Genomic DNA, 17,346 nt, shown 5'->3' on the forward strand with positions numbered 1-17,346 from the left:
GTATAACTGTGAGCCATAAGCTCCATGCGTTAAGCAGGAGCGTTGGCGAGAGTGAGGCGATGTCACATTCTTGTTTTGAAATAGAGCCGAACGGTATAAAAAAGGCCCGGCCCATAAGGCCGGACCCCTTCTCTCTCGTTTGATTGGTATTACTTAATCTGGATTGCACGCACCATGTTCGTTCCGTTTCCGCGGATCTTGGCAACGTACATGCCTGCGGGGAACTTGGCGAGCGAAAGTGTTCCGCTCACGTTGTCGATAGCCATGAGCTTGTCGCCCTTGGTGCTGAAAATTTCAACCGTCATGGGGGCGCCTGCAATGTGCAAGGCGTTGCTCGAGAACGTTACGTTGAAGTTTACGCTTGTCTTTGCAAAAATCGGGACTTCGTTGCCACCATTATTCTGGTTGTTTCCGTTGTTATTTCCGTTCTGGTTATTATTGCCGCCGTTTTGGTTGTTGTTACCCTGGTTTTCGTTACCGTTGGAACCACTATTGTTTCCTTCATTATTTCCGGCGTTGGCTGCGCACTTGGTGTAGCTGGCGGGGTTGGTAGAAAGGTAGCCTTTCACCAGATTGCCCGATGTGGTATACTGGAGCGAAGTCTTGGTTGAAGAGCCTTGGAAAGCGGCGGTGCCTTCGTTAATGGTGGAGGCAGACCAGTTCGCCCAAGAAAGCTGATACTTGTTCACGTATTCCTGCCAGCTCTGGTTACGGCCCTGGTCCGGATTTCCGGCACCGCTTGCATCTGCCGTGCCCCATTCCGAAATGAATACGGAAAGACCAGCCTTGATTGCCTTTTCGCCCTTGACGCCTTCGCTTTCGCCGCCCCAGCTGTAAGTTCCTTCCCAGTTGTGGCTGTTAGCGTAGTAGTGCAGGGTGTAGGCGGTATTTTTCTTGGAGTCGCTGACTTCGTTGCCGATAGCGTCAGACGGGTTCTGGTCCCAAGAGGGGTTGCCCACGAGCACCAGGTTGTCGGAATACTGGCGAATCACTTCAATAACCTGGTTTGCGTAGTTCTTGACATCGCTCCAAGGAATCTGCTGCGGTTCGTTGTAGACTTCGAAAATCACGTTGTCGTACTTGCCGTAGGTTTCGGCCATTTCTTTAAAGAAATTCTTGGCGGCATCGGTCTGCTTGTGGGCTTCGTGGGAATGCCAGTCGATAATCACGTAAATGTCGTTCTTGATTGCGGCTTCGACGACGGTCTTGACGAATTGCTTCTGGTGTTCGGAGTCGCTGGCGTAGCCCTTGAGCTGGATCCCGTTCCATTCGCCCTTCCAGTCTTCGTTGCCGGTAGCCATGGCGGCGCGCACAATCTGGATTTTCATGTCGTTCACCATGGTGGAAATGCCTTCTTCACTCCAAAATTCCAAAGCCTGGGGCATTAGGCTCCAGTAAAGGCTCATGCCTCGCACTTGAACTTCGGCACCGTCCTTGACGCCTTCGCAGCTGCCGTAAATACGGCCTTGACCTTGTGAGTTCTTGCCGGTCATCAACTGACCATATTGGCTAACAGGACCCACGCGGGTGGGGGTAATATCTTGGGCGGTGGCAAAGGTTGCACACAGGGCCAAAGATGACAGCAGTGCAGGTATGGATAAAGATTTCATAGAACATCCCTCTTTTTAACGAAAATAGGTTTTAAAGGGTAAAAACGAGAAAAAGCGGAACCTATTTCTGTTTACAGCTGTGTAACGGCTGAAAACGGGCTTTTTTGCGGCTTTAAGGCGTGATTTTAAGCACGTGGTATAAAAATAAAAGTTGCTTTTTTGCAAAAATCCATTATCTTTGAGGGTAGAATAAAAAAGGAGTATATATATGGGATGTAAAGTTTGGGCCGCGTCTTTGGCGTTGGCGTTTGGTCTTTCTCAAGCGACGGTGAATTTCCCGTTTCCGCAGATGTCCGATTACGGTGGAAATGCAACCTTGCTGAGTGACAAGGTTGCCGCTTCGGAACAGCTGAAAAAGCAGTTCCTGTACTGGAAACAGGCCATGTACAACGAATCGGGCGATATTGCGGGCATTCGTTCGGACCCCGGTTCCGATGCGTATTTTTCGGAAGGTGTCGGTTACGGCATGCTTCTGATGGTGTATTTTAGTGACAACACGACCAGTTACCAGGCTGAATTCGACAAGATTTGGAATTTCTACAAGAAGTTCCAGAACGAAAACGGACTCATGATCTGGAAAATCGGTAACCTTTCGGAATCTTGGGATGCGGGTAACGGTGCCGCACTCGATGGCGATATCGATGCCGCTGCAGCCTTGGTGATGGCTTACTACCAGTTCGGCGACGAAAAGTACAAGGAAGACGCCAAGAAGCTCATCCAGGCCATGAAAAAGTCCGAGTTCGAAAGCAACGGCTTGCACTTGCCGGGCGACAAGTGGGGCGACGCTGGCTTTAACCGTAAGAATCCGGGTTACTTCGATCCGGCCTACATGCCCCTGTTTGCCGCAATCGATGAAGAAAATGCCGAATTCTGGAGCTCTACCGCCTACGATGCGAACATGAAACTGTACGAATCCAGCTCTGCCGAAGTCAAGACGGGCTTGATTGATGACTGGACCGACAAGAACGGCAAGAGTGAAGACGACTATTACAGCTACGATGCTTCGCGCGCCCCCTGGCGTAACGCGAAGGCTGTGTGCTGGCATGGCGACCAGCGTGCGCTCGCCATCGACAAGAAGATGGCTGAATTCGTGTCGACGGTCAATGCTTCTAGCATGAGCGGCCCCGTGCTCCGTTCTTCGGGCAGCCTCGGCAGTGACCACAACAGCACATTTGTGACATCCCTGATGACGGCGCTCATTTCGGATTCCAAGTACCAGGCCAAGCTCGACGAATACTGGAAAGAAGCAGTGGCACTCGGCGACGAGAACTACTTTAACCAGTCGCTCAAGCTCTTGAACGGCCTCTTGGTTTCGGGCAACATGCCGAACCTCATGAACGCAAATTCCGGTACGACCGGCATCGCAAAGGCCAAAGTCGCAAGTGCTCCGGCGGTTTCGCTGCAGGGGCGCACGCTCCAAGTCCGCACCGAGGGCGCAACACGTGTCGATGTGTTCAATGTGGCAGGCCATGCGGTCAAGACTCAGGAGGGTAGCCAGTCCATGAACCTCCAGGGAATCCCCGCAGGTGTCTATATGGTTCGCGTTCAGACGAAAAATGCGACTATGATGCAAAAGATTCGCTTGCAATAAAGCGTTCTATTGTATGTTTTAACGAAAAAACGCAGGTGCCCGCTGGGCGCTTGCGTTTATTTTTTCGTATCTTTAGGGCATGAATAGAATTTTGAAGTTTTGTGCCTGTGCCGTTTTTGGTGTGACCTCGGTTTTTGCCCAGCAGGGCGCTCCGACGGGTGCCGCCGTTGACCCTTCTGCCGATGAACAGAAAGCCCTCAGTGCCTTGAAAGGCAAACTTGAAGGTGCGATTGTCTGGGCGACGAGCCGCGCCAATTCCCACCACGATATTTGGATTATGAATGCCGATGGCACGAATGCCCGTGCCTTGACTCAGGGTGACAACGTGGACTGGTTCCCGCGCATTTCGCCGGATGGTTCTACAGTGCTCTTTAACCGCAGCAAGGGCGGTTGGGTTCCTGAAAACGACGCCAACTACCCTGAAAAGTGGGATTTGTGGATGGTCGACATCTCGGGCGAAAATGCTCGCAAGGTTGTAGACAATGCAACGTGGGGCACCTGGAGGCCCGACGGCAAGTCGATCGTCTTTAGCCGTGCCGGTAAGGTGTTTACCATGGATCTCGGCAGCAAGAAAGAGACTCTTGTGCTCGATGGCGAAAAGGCTTTCAACAAGTCCGGCGTGATTCTGCAGGAGCCGAACATGAGCCCCGATGGCAAGCACTTAGCCATTACGCTCCGCGGTTCCATGCGCGAAACGGGCGTGTGGGATTTGGCAAAGAATGCCTGGACCAAGTCCGGTGACGGTTGCCAGATTGACTGGAATTTTGACGGCAGCAAGCTTTACCGCGTGAACCCGACGGGTAACGGTGGCACGGCTGCTCCGAGCGAAATCCTCTGGTTCAGCGCCAAGGATGGCAAGCAGGTTGAAAAGGTCGGCTTCTTTGGCATTCCGAAGAACGTGAAGTTGATGGACTTGCCTGGCCGCCGCAGTCACGAATATTTCCCGCGCCTGTCTCCCGACGGCAAGTGGCTTGTTTGGGGTGCTACCGACAAGGGCCACGACCACGACTTGTTCGACTACGAACTGTACATCTGGAAGATTGGCGATCCAGTGGAATCGGCAACGCGTATTACTTACCATAGCGGTAACGACCGCTGGCCGGACATTTGGCTCGGTAAGGTTCCGGTAAAGGAATCTGCACCTGTTGCCCAGGCTGCCGCTGCGACTGCTGCAAACGTGCCCGCAGCTGTGGCCGGTGGTGTAAGCGAAGCCAAGATGGACGAACTCATCAAGGCCATTGATCGCTTGACTGAAGCAGTGAAGTCTTTAGCTAAGTAGTCGGACCGCAGTCGGAACGAATTTTAAAACACATAATGGCATATGCTCCGGCGACATTCATGCTCGCCTTGCGGCCAGCCATCGGGATAGTCACCTTCATCGTCGCTTCGGCCATCAGTTCCGGAGCGATTCCTAATTCCTCGTTTCCGAGAATGATGAGCCCCTTCTCGGGCCACTTGACTTCGTTAATGCTCGGGATGTCTTCGCCGGTTTCAAGTGCAATAATCTCGTAGCCGTTTTCCTTGTGCCACTTGACGCAGTCAAAGGGGCTTTCCCAGCGCTTGATAGGAATCCATTCCTGGCAGCCGCGGGCGGCACTCTTGACCGTCACATGGTCGGGGCCGCAACTGTAACCGCTTAGGTGTACGCCTTCGAGCCCGAAGCAGTCGGTACTGCGAATGATAGAGCCTACGTTAAAGGCGCTGCGCAAGTTGTGCACGAGTACGGCGAACGGGAGCGGGGCTTCGTTTGCGACTTCGCGGTCGCCCGGCTCTTGCTCCAGGTAAACGTCGCGTTCAAACCCGAGCCCGGCCCGAGTGCGGAACGTCTTGTAAAGGTCAATCATCTGGGCTTGATTCTTTCCGGTAAGGCGCTCGCTTTCGGGGAGTTTCATCCATTCGGCGTAGGTTTCGAATTCACGTTTTGCACGGGGTACGTCGTCGCCCAGCTGCAAAATGATGACACGTAAAAGTTCGGCCATGCGCTTGGCCTTGGAGGTCTCTTTGGTAGCGAGGAATTTCTTTTCGGAAAACATGGCCATAATGTAGAAAATGTATATTTATGCCTATGATTCGCTCGTTGTACTTGCTTACTTTAGGCCTGTTGATAGCTTTGTTGGGGTGTTCAAATTCTGAATATGTTCCCGAAGCGGGCGAAAATGATTATTTAGCTTCTCTTGATTTAAAAGATTTTGTCGTCATACGTTCCAAGGGGAAAACTGTAACGCTCGGAACTGACGAGGAATCGGCTTCCATCAAAGATAGACCAAGTATGAAATCGTATTTTGATTACGATTTTATGATTGGTAAGCACGAAGTCACCTGCAAAGAAATGAATCTGGATTGTGAAGATTCTTTGCCTGCAACCGATGTGACTTATTTTGATGCCATTCTATATGCTAATAAAAAGAGCAAGGCCGAAGGCTTTGATACGGCCTATTCGTATACGAACCTGATGTTTGATGCGAACCATTCTTGCATCGGTATTGACGGACTTATTTTTCGCCCGCTTGTAAATGCGTACCGTTTGCCGACCGAGGCGGAATGGATTTATGTGGCGAACATGGGGTGGAAACCGGAACAGGCTTGGCATAACGGTAATTCTGACTTTAAGCTGCATGCGGTCTGCACTTCGTTTGCGGATAAAAATGGTGTCTGCGATATGGCGGGGAATGCCATGGAATGGGTGTACGATTTGTGGGTGCCGTTCCATACCGTCGATGTGGTGGACTATGTGGGCGGAAGGGCTAGCGAAGGCGTAGAAGAACGTGTGTTGAAAGGCGGCAGTTACAATAACGATCCGTCGTCGCTCCATTTGTATAACCGTGGCGATATCTACATGGTGGCCTCTTCGACGAAAGCGAATTATGTCGGGTTCCGATTGGCGTTTGGCGCGATTCCAACCCCGCTTTACCTCGATAAACAGGGCAAGGAAGTTCTGCAGAAATACACCGTGATGGTCAGGACGAATACGGTCAAACAGTTTATTGGCAAGCCGCTTTCTAAAATGGTCTTTAGGGACGACTCTCGTGATGTCTTGGTCTATGTGGATTTTAACGATGCTTCTGCGCCGATCTTTGAATTGAATACGGGCGTGTCGGCGTACCATCCGGATATTTCGCCCGATGGCAAGTTTGTCGCCTTCTGCACGGGTGTCGAGGGAATCTCGGGCAAGTCTAAGGTCTATGTGACGCACTTGGACGAGGGCGATTCCTCCTTGATTGAACTTCCGGCAGAATCAGCCGCGATTCCGCGTTGGCGGATTTTGGAAAATGGCGATACAGTGATTGTTTATGTGAACGATGCCGGCAGCAATAAAGACGAGGACGCCTTTGCCAAACAAGAAACTTGGCAAGTCCGTTTTTCGAATGGCAAGTTCGGAAAGCCCGAAAAACTTTTTGACGGCGGGTATCATGGCGGAGTGTCCATGAACGATCGCTTGGCGGTTTCGGGCGCACGCCTTTTGCGTGCCAATGTGAATGGCCGACAAGAAATCTGGTACAATCAAAATCAGGCTTGTAACGTATCGCTGAGTCAGGGGGGCGAAAACAAGACGCTGTTCCTTGATTTTGGAGGCAAGACGGGGCGCAAATTTGTGGGCGAGTCTTACGGAACGCATGAACGTGCGCTGATAGCCGATAGTACTGGAAAACTATTGACTTCTGTGGCTTCGCCCGAAGGTTATACCTTTGACCATACGGAATGGATTATAGCCTCCGATTCGTTCTTTGTGGCGACCCTTGCTGATGTGAGCGGAAACCATAAAAAGATTGTCATGGTCAATTCTAATTCTGGGGAGATTCTTCCGCTTGTAGAGGGCGCTGAACTTTGGCATCCTGCTTTCTGGTCCCATGACCGCGATGCGAATACGCGCTGGGATTATGACAGTCTCGGACTTTATTACACTGAGAATGGACAAATCACGCATTACTTGTCGCAAAAAATGCCCATTTTATGGAAGTACCGTGATACTGCCGAGGTGGTGTGCTTGGGAAATTCCCACATGCAGGCTGGAGTTGCTCCGGCACAGTTGAGCCTTTTCGCTATCAATATTTCTGCAGTTCCTTGCGATTTGCATTGTGTTGAATATCTTTACGAGACCTACATTTTGACTCAAGTGCCTCATCTTAAATATTTGGTAGTCGGAATAGATTTTGATTTGTGGAATGAATACGAACCGGGCGAAAGCATAAAATACAATATGGGCGACGCCCCTGGCTTCAAGTACGATATCAACCATGATTATTGGATGGAAGGCGTTGACAGTGATTTCGTAGACCGTACGATCGAAATTGCCTCGGCCTATAAATTGTATGCCCCGATTCGAGAAAATAGAGGCTGGATTTCTGGGGACTGTATTGCCGACTGGGGCTCCGAAGGTAAGGAATTTGCAGAAGTGGTTGTCGATAGCACTTGGAGCGATGATGACCGCCGGTATGAATTGAACTACGCACAACTGGACAAGATTCTAAAGATTGCTGAACAGCACGGTGTGGTGGTGATCGGCTTGATTTTGCCGTTGAGCCCTTATTACAAGAATACGGGAAGTTTCGGTCGACATGGCATGCGTCGCTCTACTGCAGAAATGTTGACCGAACGCTTGGAAAAACTAGCGGAAGAAACGAAAAACTTTGTGTTGATGGATGAGAATAAAATGGGATATCACGATTATCTTGGCGACATGTCTTTTGATTACGACCATTTGTGTAAGGATGGAGCTCAAAAGTTGACAGCGCGCCTTGATTCCTTGTTGATGTCTTTAGAGTCTGAAAAATGAGATTATTGTTCTGCATTGTTGCGCTTCTTGTTGCGGTAGGGTTTCAAGCGTGTTCTAATTCGGAATACGTCTCGATTCCGCATGATGATTCGAGTGTCCTAGACTCATTGGATTTGAAAGATTTTGCTCTATTGCGCGCGAACGGGAAAATCGTGGTTTTGGGAACGGACGAATCCTCGGCGTCAATTAAAGATGGCCCGGCGATGAAGGTTTCTTTTGATTATAATTTTATGATGGGTAGGCATGAGGTCACTTGCGATGAAATGGGACTAGATTGCGGTGATTTGCCTGCGACCGATGTTACTTTTTTCGATGCCGTTCTTTATGCCAACAAACGCAGCAAGGCTGAAGGCTTTGATACGGTCTATACTTATTCGAAGGCCGTGTTTGACGAAGACAGCTCTTGCATTGGGCTAGAATCGTTTACGCCCCATTGGGACCGACTGGGGTACCGCTTGCCGACAGAAGCGGAGTGGGTCTTTGCAACGACTCGCGGTTGGGAACCGGACGAATCATGGACGAGTGAAAATTCTGAATATAGATTGCATGATGTTTGTACGTCGTATTATACGTTGGACAGCATTTGCGATTTGACGGGTAATGCCATGGAATGGGTGGGGGATTACCTAGTGACCTTTACAGACGACGAATGGGTCGACTTTGTTGGCGGTAAAAGAGAATATGGTCCCGATGAACGCGTTGTAAAAGGCGGCAGCTATCGCAATTCGGCACTTTCTATTAAGCAATACAACCGTGGTGATATTTATATGGTGACCGCTTCGGCGAAGACGGAATATATCGGCTTTCGTCTAGCCTTGGGCACGATTCCCCATGCATCACAGATTGGCGGCTTTGAAAGCGAAACCGACTCAACCGTTTCTGTGTCGGTGACTCAGAAAAAGTTTGAATCGCTTGCGGCGACAACGAAGGCTAAACTTGTGTTCCGCGAAGACAAAAGTGGCAACTTGTTTTACGTGGACTTTGACAAGAATGAACTTGTCGCAAAGGAATTGAAGGTAAATGTATCTGCTTATCATCCGGATATTTCGCCCGATGGCAAGTGGGTCGCCTTCTGTACGGGAATCGAAGGTGTTGATGGAGAATCCGAACTTTATGTCCGGAAAATAGATGCGTCGAATCAATCGTTGACCAAACTTGATGTGAAGTCCGCGGCGATTCCTCGCTGGCGTGTGTTGGCAAATGGCGACACCGTAATTGTCTATGTGACAAGTGCCGCAAACAACAAGAGTGATGAGTCGTTTGCGCAGATGTCGACTTGGCAAGTCAAGTTCTCGAATGGAAAGTTTGGAACTCCCAAAAAGCTGTTTGATGGTGCGTACCATGGCGGCGTTTCCGATGATAACAAGTTGGCTGTAACGGGTGCGCGGCTGTTGCGAGCAAATGTTAATGGTCACTCCGAAGTTTGGTACAATGGCGAACAGGCGTGCAACGTGTCGTTGAACAGGAACAATACCAAGAATACGTTGTTCCTTGATTTTAGCGGCAAGACGGGACGTCTGATTGTTCGTGAAGTTTACGAGACTCATAAGAGAATCTTTATTGCCGACAGTGCCGGAAAACTGATTCGTACGCTTGCTGCTCCCGAGGGTTACACCTTTGATCATACGGAATGGGTGCCTAACGTAGATTCCTTGATTGTCGCGACCCTTGTGAATAGCGATGGTGCGCATCGCAAATTGGTGCTGGTAAACGTGTTTACGGAAAGGTGGGTTGAACTTGCTCAGGGTCAGGAACTTTGGCATCCTGCCTTGTGGCTTGATGTCGATGAACGCATCTTTGTGCCGCCGCTTTTGGATATTGATAGCGCCGGCGTTTACTATACCGATCAAATGGAATCGTATGCGCTCGATTTGCGCGTCAAGATGGAATGGTTCTGGCATTCCCACGACACCGCGACTGCGGTTGTTCTAGGCTCTTCGAGAGTGATGTTTGGGATCAACTCTTCGTTTATCCAATCCGAAAGCGTCTTGAATATGGGATTCCCTTCGGGCGATATTCATGCGATTTCTTTCTTGACGCTTAATTATGTCTTGGCCCACATGCCGAAATTGAAGTATGCGGTCCTGGAATTCTCTCCTGATTTCATGTGGGACAAAGAGGCTCTTTTTTGGTCACCGGTTTATAGGAATTCGCCGGGCTTTAAGTATGACAAAACGCATAAGTTCTGGAAGGATTCCATTCCGACAGGTTTTGTTGAACTTGTAGAAGATTCGTACAAGCCGATTGCGGAGCAGACGCAGCCTTACAATTATGACGAATTCCTGATGCCCTCGAATGGGTGGGGAAAGGCTACGGTTGTGCATGATACAATGAAGTATGAGCTGGATGACCCCGAAGTCGATTACAACATGGCTCTGTACGAGTTTGTCGTCAATTCCTTGACCAAGAAAGGGATCCAAGTGATATTGGTTGTTCCCCCTCAAAATCCGGGCTATGCCAAGACTGGCGCTTTCGGTATATATGCCGGAAGACGGTCGCATGCAGAGGAATTGTTGAAGCGCGCGGCGAAACTGAATGTCGTCATGATGGATGAAAACAAGATGGGCAAACACGACTATACTTCATCGATGGCGTACAATACAGACCACCTGAGTAGGGAGGGGGCAAAACAGCTCTCGGAACGACTTGATTCGCTGTTTGTAGACCTCCAAAAATAACCCGTTTTTCGTTATTTTTTCTATCTTTTATCTTACATGTTAGAAGACCAAAAAACACGCGTTCTCATCGCAAACGATGATGGGATAAAAAGCGGCTATATGCTGGCTTTGGCGTGTGCCCTTGCACCCATCGCAGATGTGTATGTTTTTGCACCTGATGAGGAGCAAAGCGGGGTCTCGCACGCCTTTACAGTGCGCAGGGCTTTGTCTGTCAAAAAAGTGGATGTCGACGCTTCTATTGAAGCCTATTCCATGTCCGGAACCCCTGCCGATTGCGTCAAATTTGCGTTGGGCCATTTTGCTGCCCATGGGCTTACCACCGAGGGGGTCGGTCCGGGTCAATTTGATGTGTGTTTTTCGGGCGTGAATCTCGGCGAAAATTCCGGCGTGTCGTCGCTTTATTCAGGCACGGTCGCAGGCGCCCGCGAAGCGGCCCTCTGGGGTGTGCCGGGCATTGCGCTTTCGCTCCGCGGCACAACTGCAAATATGCTCGAAAACGCAAAGGAATTTGCCGTGAAGGTGGTCAAGGATCGCCTGTTCGAACGGATTCCCGTAGGAGTCTTTTGGAACGTGAATTTTCCCAAGGCTACGGCCGAGACCTTCAAAGGTTTCAAGGCGACTAAAATGGCTCTCGGAATGTTTACGGACCACTATTCCCACGAAGGGAACATGTGGCAGCTGGACGGTGACAAGTTGTGGGACGAACAGCCCAAGGATAGCGATGACTATCTGCTGAATCAGGGCTATGCGACGATTACGCCCCACCGCATTGACCAGACCGACGAAGAAAGTTTGAAAATAATAAGTGAAATGATAGAGGAAAACTAATGTCAGAAGAATTGGTACCAGGTTCGCAAATCAGGTCCTTGATTGAAAAGGACATGCAGGATTGCTACTTGCGCTATTCCATGAGCGTGATTGTTGCACGTGCCTTGCCTGATGCGCGTGATGGCTTTAAGCCGGTGCACCGCCGTGTGATGTACAGTATGCACAAGTTGGGCGTGGTGCCCAACAAGCCGACGGTGAAGTCTGCCCGTATCGTGGGTGACGTGATCGGTAAGTACCACCCGCATGGCGACTCCGCCGTGTACGAAACCTTGGTGCGTATGGCGCAGGACTTCTCGCTGCGCTACCCGCTGGTGTTCGGTCAGGGTAACTTCGGTTCTATCGACGGCGACGGCGCTGCTGCAATGCGTTACACCGAAGCCAAGATGAACAACATGGGTGCCCTCATGCTCGAAGATCTTGAAAAAGATACTGTCGACATGGGTCCGAACTTCGACGAATCCTTGGAAGAACCGAAGGTGCTGCCTTCCGCTCTCCCGAACATGCTGGTGAATGGTACCACGGGTATTGCCGTGGGTATGGCAACCTCCATGGCTCCGCACAACTTGCGCGAAATTGCAAATGCAATCCATGCGGTGGCTGAAAATCCGGATATCTCTGGCGAAGATCTTTTGCAGTATGTATCCGGTCCGGACTTCCCGACCGGCGGCGTGATTTGTGGCCGCGCGGGCATCCGCGATGCATACCTGACGGGCCATGGCCGCGTGCGCGTGCGTGCCCGTACCGAAATCGATGTTGATAGCCGCGGTAAGCCGCGCATTGTCGTGAGCGAAATTCCTTACATGGTCAATAAGGCCGAACTCTGTAAGAAGATTGCAGAACTCGTGAAGGATAAGCGCGTTGACGGCATTACCGACATTCGTGATGAATCTAGCCGCGAAGGCATGCGCATCGTGATTGAAATGCGCAAGGATGTGGTCGCTGAAGTCGTGTTGAATAATTTGTTCAAAAACACGCAGCTGCAGACGACCTTCAGCATCTATAACCTCGCTCTCGTAAACAACCTGCCGAAGCTCTTGACTCTCAAGGACCTCATCCAGGTTTACGTGGATCACCGCTTGGAAGTGATCACTCGTTCTACGCAGTTTGACTTGAACAAGGCCGAAGCTCGTCTCCACATTATCGAAGGCCTGCGCATTGCAACGCAGAACATCGACGAAGTGGTGCAGATTATCAAGTCGAGCCCGACGACCGAAGCCGCGAAGACGTCTTTGCAGAACCGCTTTAACCTTGACGAAATCCAGTCGCAGGCTATCGTGGACATGCGTCTCGCTCAGCTCACCGGCCTGAATATCGAAAAGTTGGAAGCTGAATACAACGAACTCGTTGCTACCGTTGCCGACTTGAAGGACATTTTGGAAAAGCGCGAACGCCGCGTGAAGATTATGCTTGACCGTCTCGACGCCATCGTGGACAAGTGTGGCGATGACCGCCGTACTTCTATCGAAGACGCTGTCGATGACTACGATTATGAAGACCTGATTGCCGAAGAAGAACAGGTGATTACGCTCAGCCGCGAAGGCTACATCAAGCGTTTGCCGATCGACACCTTCAAGGCTCAGAACCGTGGCGGCAAGGGCATTATCGGCGCAACGCTCAAGGAAGAAGACAACGTTGAACAGATCTTTACTGCAAGCACTCACAGCTACTTGTTGGTGTTCACGAACAAGGGTCGTGCTTACTGGACTAAGGTTTATCGCTTGCCCGAAGGAACCCGCAACGGCAAGGGCCGCCCGATTATCAACTTCATCGGTCTTACCGAAGGCGAAAAGGTGCAGGCGATTGTGCCGGTGCGCAAGTTCGGAGGCTACTTCTGCCTCGTGTTTGCAACCAAGAAGGGTGTCATCAACAAGATGGACCTCACGCTGTTCAGCCGCCCGCGTAAGGCCGGCGTGAACGCCATCAGCCTCGACGAAGACGATGAATTGGTGAAGGTTCAGCTCGTGGGCATGTCTGCCGAAGACTTCAAGGCCAGCGAAGCCGCCGAAGGCGACGACGTGGATGCCGATGCCGAAGCTCAGGCCGCTGAAGCCGCTATCGCCGAAGAAAGCGAAGACGCCGAAGATATCGAAGGTCGTCCGATTCCGAAGGACTTGCTGATGCTTGCGACCAAGAACGGTCAGGCCGTGACCTTCCCGATCAGCTGCTTCCGCGCCATGGGCCGCGGCACGCACGGCGTGAAGGGCATTACCTTGGCCGAAGGCGACGAAGTGATTTCTCTGTTGTGGCTCAAGGCCGGCAACAAGATCGTGACGATTACCGAAAACGGTTACGGCAAGCGTAGCGAACCTTCGACCTACCGCATTACTCGCCGCGGTAGCAAGGGCGTGCGCAACCTGAATGTGACCGACAAGGTGGGTGCCGCCGTGTTCGTGGAAAGCGTCGCAGACGACTACGACTTGATCATTACCAGCCGCGAAGGCCAGGTGATTCGTATCAAGGCTGCCGATATCCGCCTCACGGGCCGTAACGCCCAGGGCGTCAAGGCAATCAGCCTGCGCGAAGGCGATGTGGTGCAAGATGCTACCGCACTCCCGAGCGTCGAAGATATCGAACAGGATAGCGCCGAGGCGAAGGAAACCTTTGACAAGGTGGAAGGTGTCGAAGTCGATGACGATTCTGTCGAAAAGATCGAAGACAAGCCGGAACAGCAGATTGGAGTTCCTTCTTCTGACGAAGAATAGCTCCAAATTCCGCTAAATTACGCCGATTTCGGCGTTTTGTAAATCTTTTGCCGTTGTTTCTCGGAACAACGGCATTTCTTATATATAAAGAATGATTTGTTGAGGCTGGATATATTTTTGAAGCTAGAGGATCTTTTGATAGGAGACTAAAATGAAAACTCTATTCAAATCTGGCGTCAAAGTTGGTTTGGCTTTGACCTTGGGTGTAGCTGGGGCATATGCACAGGATTTCTGTAGCAATGCACAGCATTCTGGCCAAAAAGTAACGATTACTTCGAACCAGACAGGTAAAATCGGCGATATCGGTTACGAACTCTGGGACGAAAACGGTCATGGCGGTAGTGCTACCTTCTATAGCGACGGTTCCATGGACTGCACTATTACAGGTGCCAAGGACTATCTTTGCCGTGCGGGTCTTTCTCTTGGCAGTAACAAGACTTACAAGGAACTTGGTGGCGATATGATTGCCGAGTTCAAGCTTGTGAAGAGCGGTGCGAGTAATGTGGGTTACTCCTATATCGGTATCTACGGCTGGATGGAAGGCGTTCCCGGAACAGCAAGTAACCTTGTTGAATACTACGTGATTGACAATACCCTCGCCAACGACATGCCGGGTAGCTGGATCGGTAACGAAAGAAAGGGTACCATTACGGTTGACGGCGGTACCTATACCGTTTATCGTAACACCCGTACGGGTCCGGCCATTAAGAACTCCGGTAACGTCACGTTCTATCAGTATTTCAGCGTGCGTACCTCGCCGCGCGATTGTGGTACCATCAATATTTCCGAGCACATGAGACAGTGGGAAAAGATGGGCATGACCATGGGTAAGCTCTATGAAGCCAAGGTGCTTGGTGAAGCTGGTAACGTCAATGGTCAAGTTAATGGTGGCCATATGGACTTCCCGCATGCCAAGGTGTATGTTTCCAACGGCACCAGCAGTGGTGGCGATACGCCCAAGTCCAGCTCTTCCAGCGCTGCTGTTAAGTCCAGCTCCTCCAAGGGTAACGGAGGTTCTACCTCTACGACTATCGACGCCTGTAAGGATGAAATGGGTCACCAGGGCGAAAGCAAGACTACTCAGGGCCAGAACAACCAGAGTGTGACGGGTAACGTCGGCAGCTCTCCGTACCATTACGAAATCTGGTACCAGGGCGGCAACAACAACATGACGTTCTATGATAATGGTACTTATAAGGCCAGCTGGAACGGCACCAACGACTTCCTTGCCCGTGTGGGCTTCAAGTACAACGAAGACAAGACTTACCAAGAACTTGGTCCTATCGATGCTTACTTCAAGTGGAGCAAGCAGGGTAGTGCCGGTGGTTACAACTACATCGGTATCTATGGTTGGACGGTCGATCCGCTCGTAGAATACTACATCGTGGATGACTGGTTCAGCGAACCGGGTGCAAATCTTCTGGGTTCCAAGAAGGGTGAGTTCACGGTTGATGGTGCAACCTATGAAATCTACCAGAACCAGCGTAATAACGCCCCCTCTATCAAGGGTAACCAGACCTTCCCGCAGTACTTCAGCAAGCGTAAGGGCGGAGCCCGTTCCTGCGGCCACATCGATGTTACCGCACACTTCAAGAAGTGGGAAGAACTCGGCATGAAGATGGGTAAGATGTACGAAGCCAAGGTGCTCGTAGAAGCCGGTGGTGGTTCGGGCTCCTTCGACGTCTCTTACTTCAAGATGACTGACAAGGCTCATCCGCTTGCTCAGCCGGAACCGGAATCTAGCTCTAGCGAAGAACCCAAGTCCAGCTCCAGCAAGGAAGATAAGAAGTCCAGCTCCAGCGAAGCTAATGGCCCGAGCAGCTCTACTACCGCACTGTTTGCTCAGACGATCAAGCTCCAGGATATGAGCGGAACCTTCCAGGTGCTCGACATGCAGGGCCGTTACCTGGGTACTGTGGAAATGCAGGCCGGCAGCGACATGAAGGACGTGCTGTTCGCCAAGTTCCACAAGCCGGGTGTGTACATGGTCAAGCAGGGTAGCTACCTGAACACCGTCAGGGTCAACCGCTAAAAAGTTTCCACAATTTTCAGGAAAATCCCGAAAAATACTCCAAATTTTGTGGAAAAAGGCGCCTCACACATGTTGTGGGGCGTTTTTTCTTTAAGTCCTAAAATTGGCCTTTTTGTGTAAGAAAAAGCCAATTCGGTGTTGTTTTTTACAACAACGCCATTTATATGGATGCTATTCCAAATTAGACTAAATGGATATAATTTTGGATTAGAGGTTAAAACGGGATTTTTCTTAAGGAGTATACCATGAAATCCAATCTTTTTGTTAAAACGGGCTTGGTGCTTGCCTTTGGGCTTGCAACTAGTGCTTTCGCTCAGACTGAAAGTTTCTGCAGCACCGCTGCACACTCGGGTCAGTCTGTGAAGGTCTCTTCGAACAAGACCGGTCAAATCGGTGATATCGGTTACGAACTTTGGGACGAAAACGGCTATGGTGGTGATGCAACCTTCTATAGCGACGGTTCCATGGAATGTAACATTTCCGGTGCTAAGGACTATCTCTGCCGCGCGGGTCTTTCCCTCGGCAGTAACAAGACCTACGATCAGCTTGATGGTGACATGATTGCCGAATTCAAGCTCATCAAGAACAATGCACAGAATGTGGGTTATTCCTACATCGGTATTTACGGCTGGATGGAAGGCGTTCCCGGAACGGCTAGCCAGTTGGTGGAATACTACGTGATCGACAATACCCTCGCCAATGATATGCCGGGTAGCTGGATTGGTAACGAAAGAAAGGGTACTATTAATGTTGACGGCGGTACCTATACGGTTTATCGTAACACTCGTACGGGTCCGGCTATTAAGAACTCCGGTAACGTCACGTTCTATCAGTATTTCAGCGTGCGTACTTCTCCGCGCGATTGCGGTACCATCAATATTTCCGAACACATGAGACAGTGGGAAAAGATGGGCCTGACCATGGGTAAGCTTTACGAAGCCAAGGTGCTCGGTGAAGCTGGTAACGTGAATGGTGAAGTTCGCAGCGGTCACATGGACTTCCCGCATGCTAGGGTTTATGTGGGTTCCTATGTTCCGCCTGAACCGCCGAAGCCGATTGAACGCAAGGCGTTTGGTGGTACCCCGGCTTCTATTCCGGGTATTGTCGAAGCTGAAAACTTTGACGAAGGTA

General features: G+C 50.7%; 10 protein-coding genes. 8 read left to right on the forward strand and 2 right to left on the reverse strand.

Translation table 11 applies throughout. The annotated features are described in order from the left end of the window. Window positions 1-149 precede the first annotated feature (149 nt). A complete protein-coding gene (locus QZN53_RS12515) occupies window positions 150-1,610 on the reverse strand; it encodes a glycoside hydrolase family 5 protein (protein WP_163439254.1) in 1,461 nt (486 codons plus the stop codon). 208 nt (window positions 1,611-1,818) lie between these two features. Here QZN53_RS12515 and QZN53_RS12520 point away from each other — a divergent pair, with 208 nt between their 5' ends. Continuing rightward, entirely contained in the window at window positions 1,819-3,201 is a 1,383-nt protein-coding gene (locus QZN53_RS12520; protein WP_163439255.1) for a glycosyl hydrolase family 8, read from the forward strand. Between the two features lie 79 nt (window positions 3,202-3,280). Then, the gene (locus tag QZN53_RS12525; protein ID WP_163439256.1) at window positions 3,281-4,480 is read left to right on the forward strand and encodes a PD40 domain-containing protein; all 1,200 of its coding nucleotides are present in this window, start codon (window positions 3,281-3,283) and stop codon (window positions 4,478-4,480) included. Here the strand turns inward: QZN53_RS12525 and QZN53_RS12530 are convergent. Then, window positions 4,473-5,240 (reverse strand): TrmH family RNA methyltransferase, encoded by a 768-nt coding sequence (locus QZN53_RS12530; RefSeq protein WP_294653436.1) that lies wholly within the window; start codon window positions 5,238-5,240, stop codon window positions 4,473-4,475. The two genes, QZN53_RS12525 and QZN53_RS12530, sit on opposite strands and share 8 nt — an antisense overlap. Before the next feature lie 26 nt (window positions 5,241-5,266). Between QZN53_RS12530 and QZN53_RS12535 the strand changes: the two genes are divergently transcribed. From QZN53_RS12535 to QZN53_RS12560, 6 genes are all read left to right on the forward strand, one after another. Then, complete coding sequence (locus QZN53_RS12535; protein ID WP_163439257.1) at window positions 5,267-7,975, forward strand: TIGR02171 family protein; 2,709 nt, start codon at window positions 5,267-5,269, stop codon at window positions 7,973-7,975. Beyond that, a complete protein-coding gene (locus tag QZN53_RS12540; protein ID WP_163439258.1) occupies window positions 7,972-10,653 on the forward strand; it encodes a TIGR02171 family protein in 2,682 nt (893 codons plus the stop codon). The genes QZN53_RS12535 and QZN53_RS12540 overlap by 4 nt, the downstream gene beginning before the upstream one ends. Window positions 10,654-10,689: 36 nt before the next feature. Then, a complete protein-coding gene (surE, locus tag QZN53_RS12545) occupies window positions 10,690-11,481 on the forward strand; it encodes a 5'/3'-nucleotidase SurE (protein WP_163439259.1) in 792 nt (263 codons plus the stop codon). Next, entirely contained in the window at window positions 11,481-14,183 is a 2,703-nt protein-coding gene (gyrA, locus tag QZN53_RS12550) for a DNA gyrase subunit A (protein WP_163439260.1), read from the forward strand. Before surE ends, gyrA begins: the two co-directional genes overlap by 1 nt. Window positions 14,184-14,334: 151 nt before the next feature. After that, window positions 14,335-16,215 carry a glycoside hydrolase family 11 protein gene (locus QZN53_RS12555; RefSeq protein WP_163439261.1) on the forward strand — a complete coding sequence of 627 codons (1,881 nt, stop codon included), beginning with the start codon at window positions 14,335-14,337 and terminating at the stop codon, window positions 16,213-16,215. 245 nt (window positions 16,216-16,460) lie between these two features. Continuing rightward, a partial coding sequence (locus QZN53_RS12560) for a glycoside hydrolase family 11 protein (protein ID WP_163439262.1) occupies window positions 16,461-17,346 on the forward strand: 886 nt, incomplete at its 3' end.

This window comes from uncultured Fibrobacter sp. (assembly GCF_900316465.1).
In the GTDB taxonomy this organism is placed as follows: domain Bacteria; phylum Fibrobacterota; class Fibrobacteria; order Fibrobacterales; family Fibrobacteraceae; genus Fibrobacter.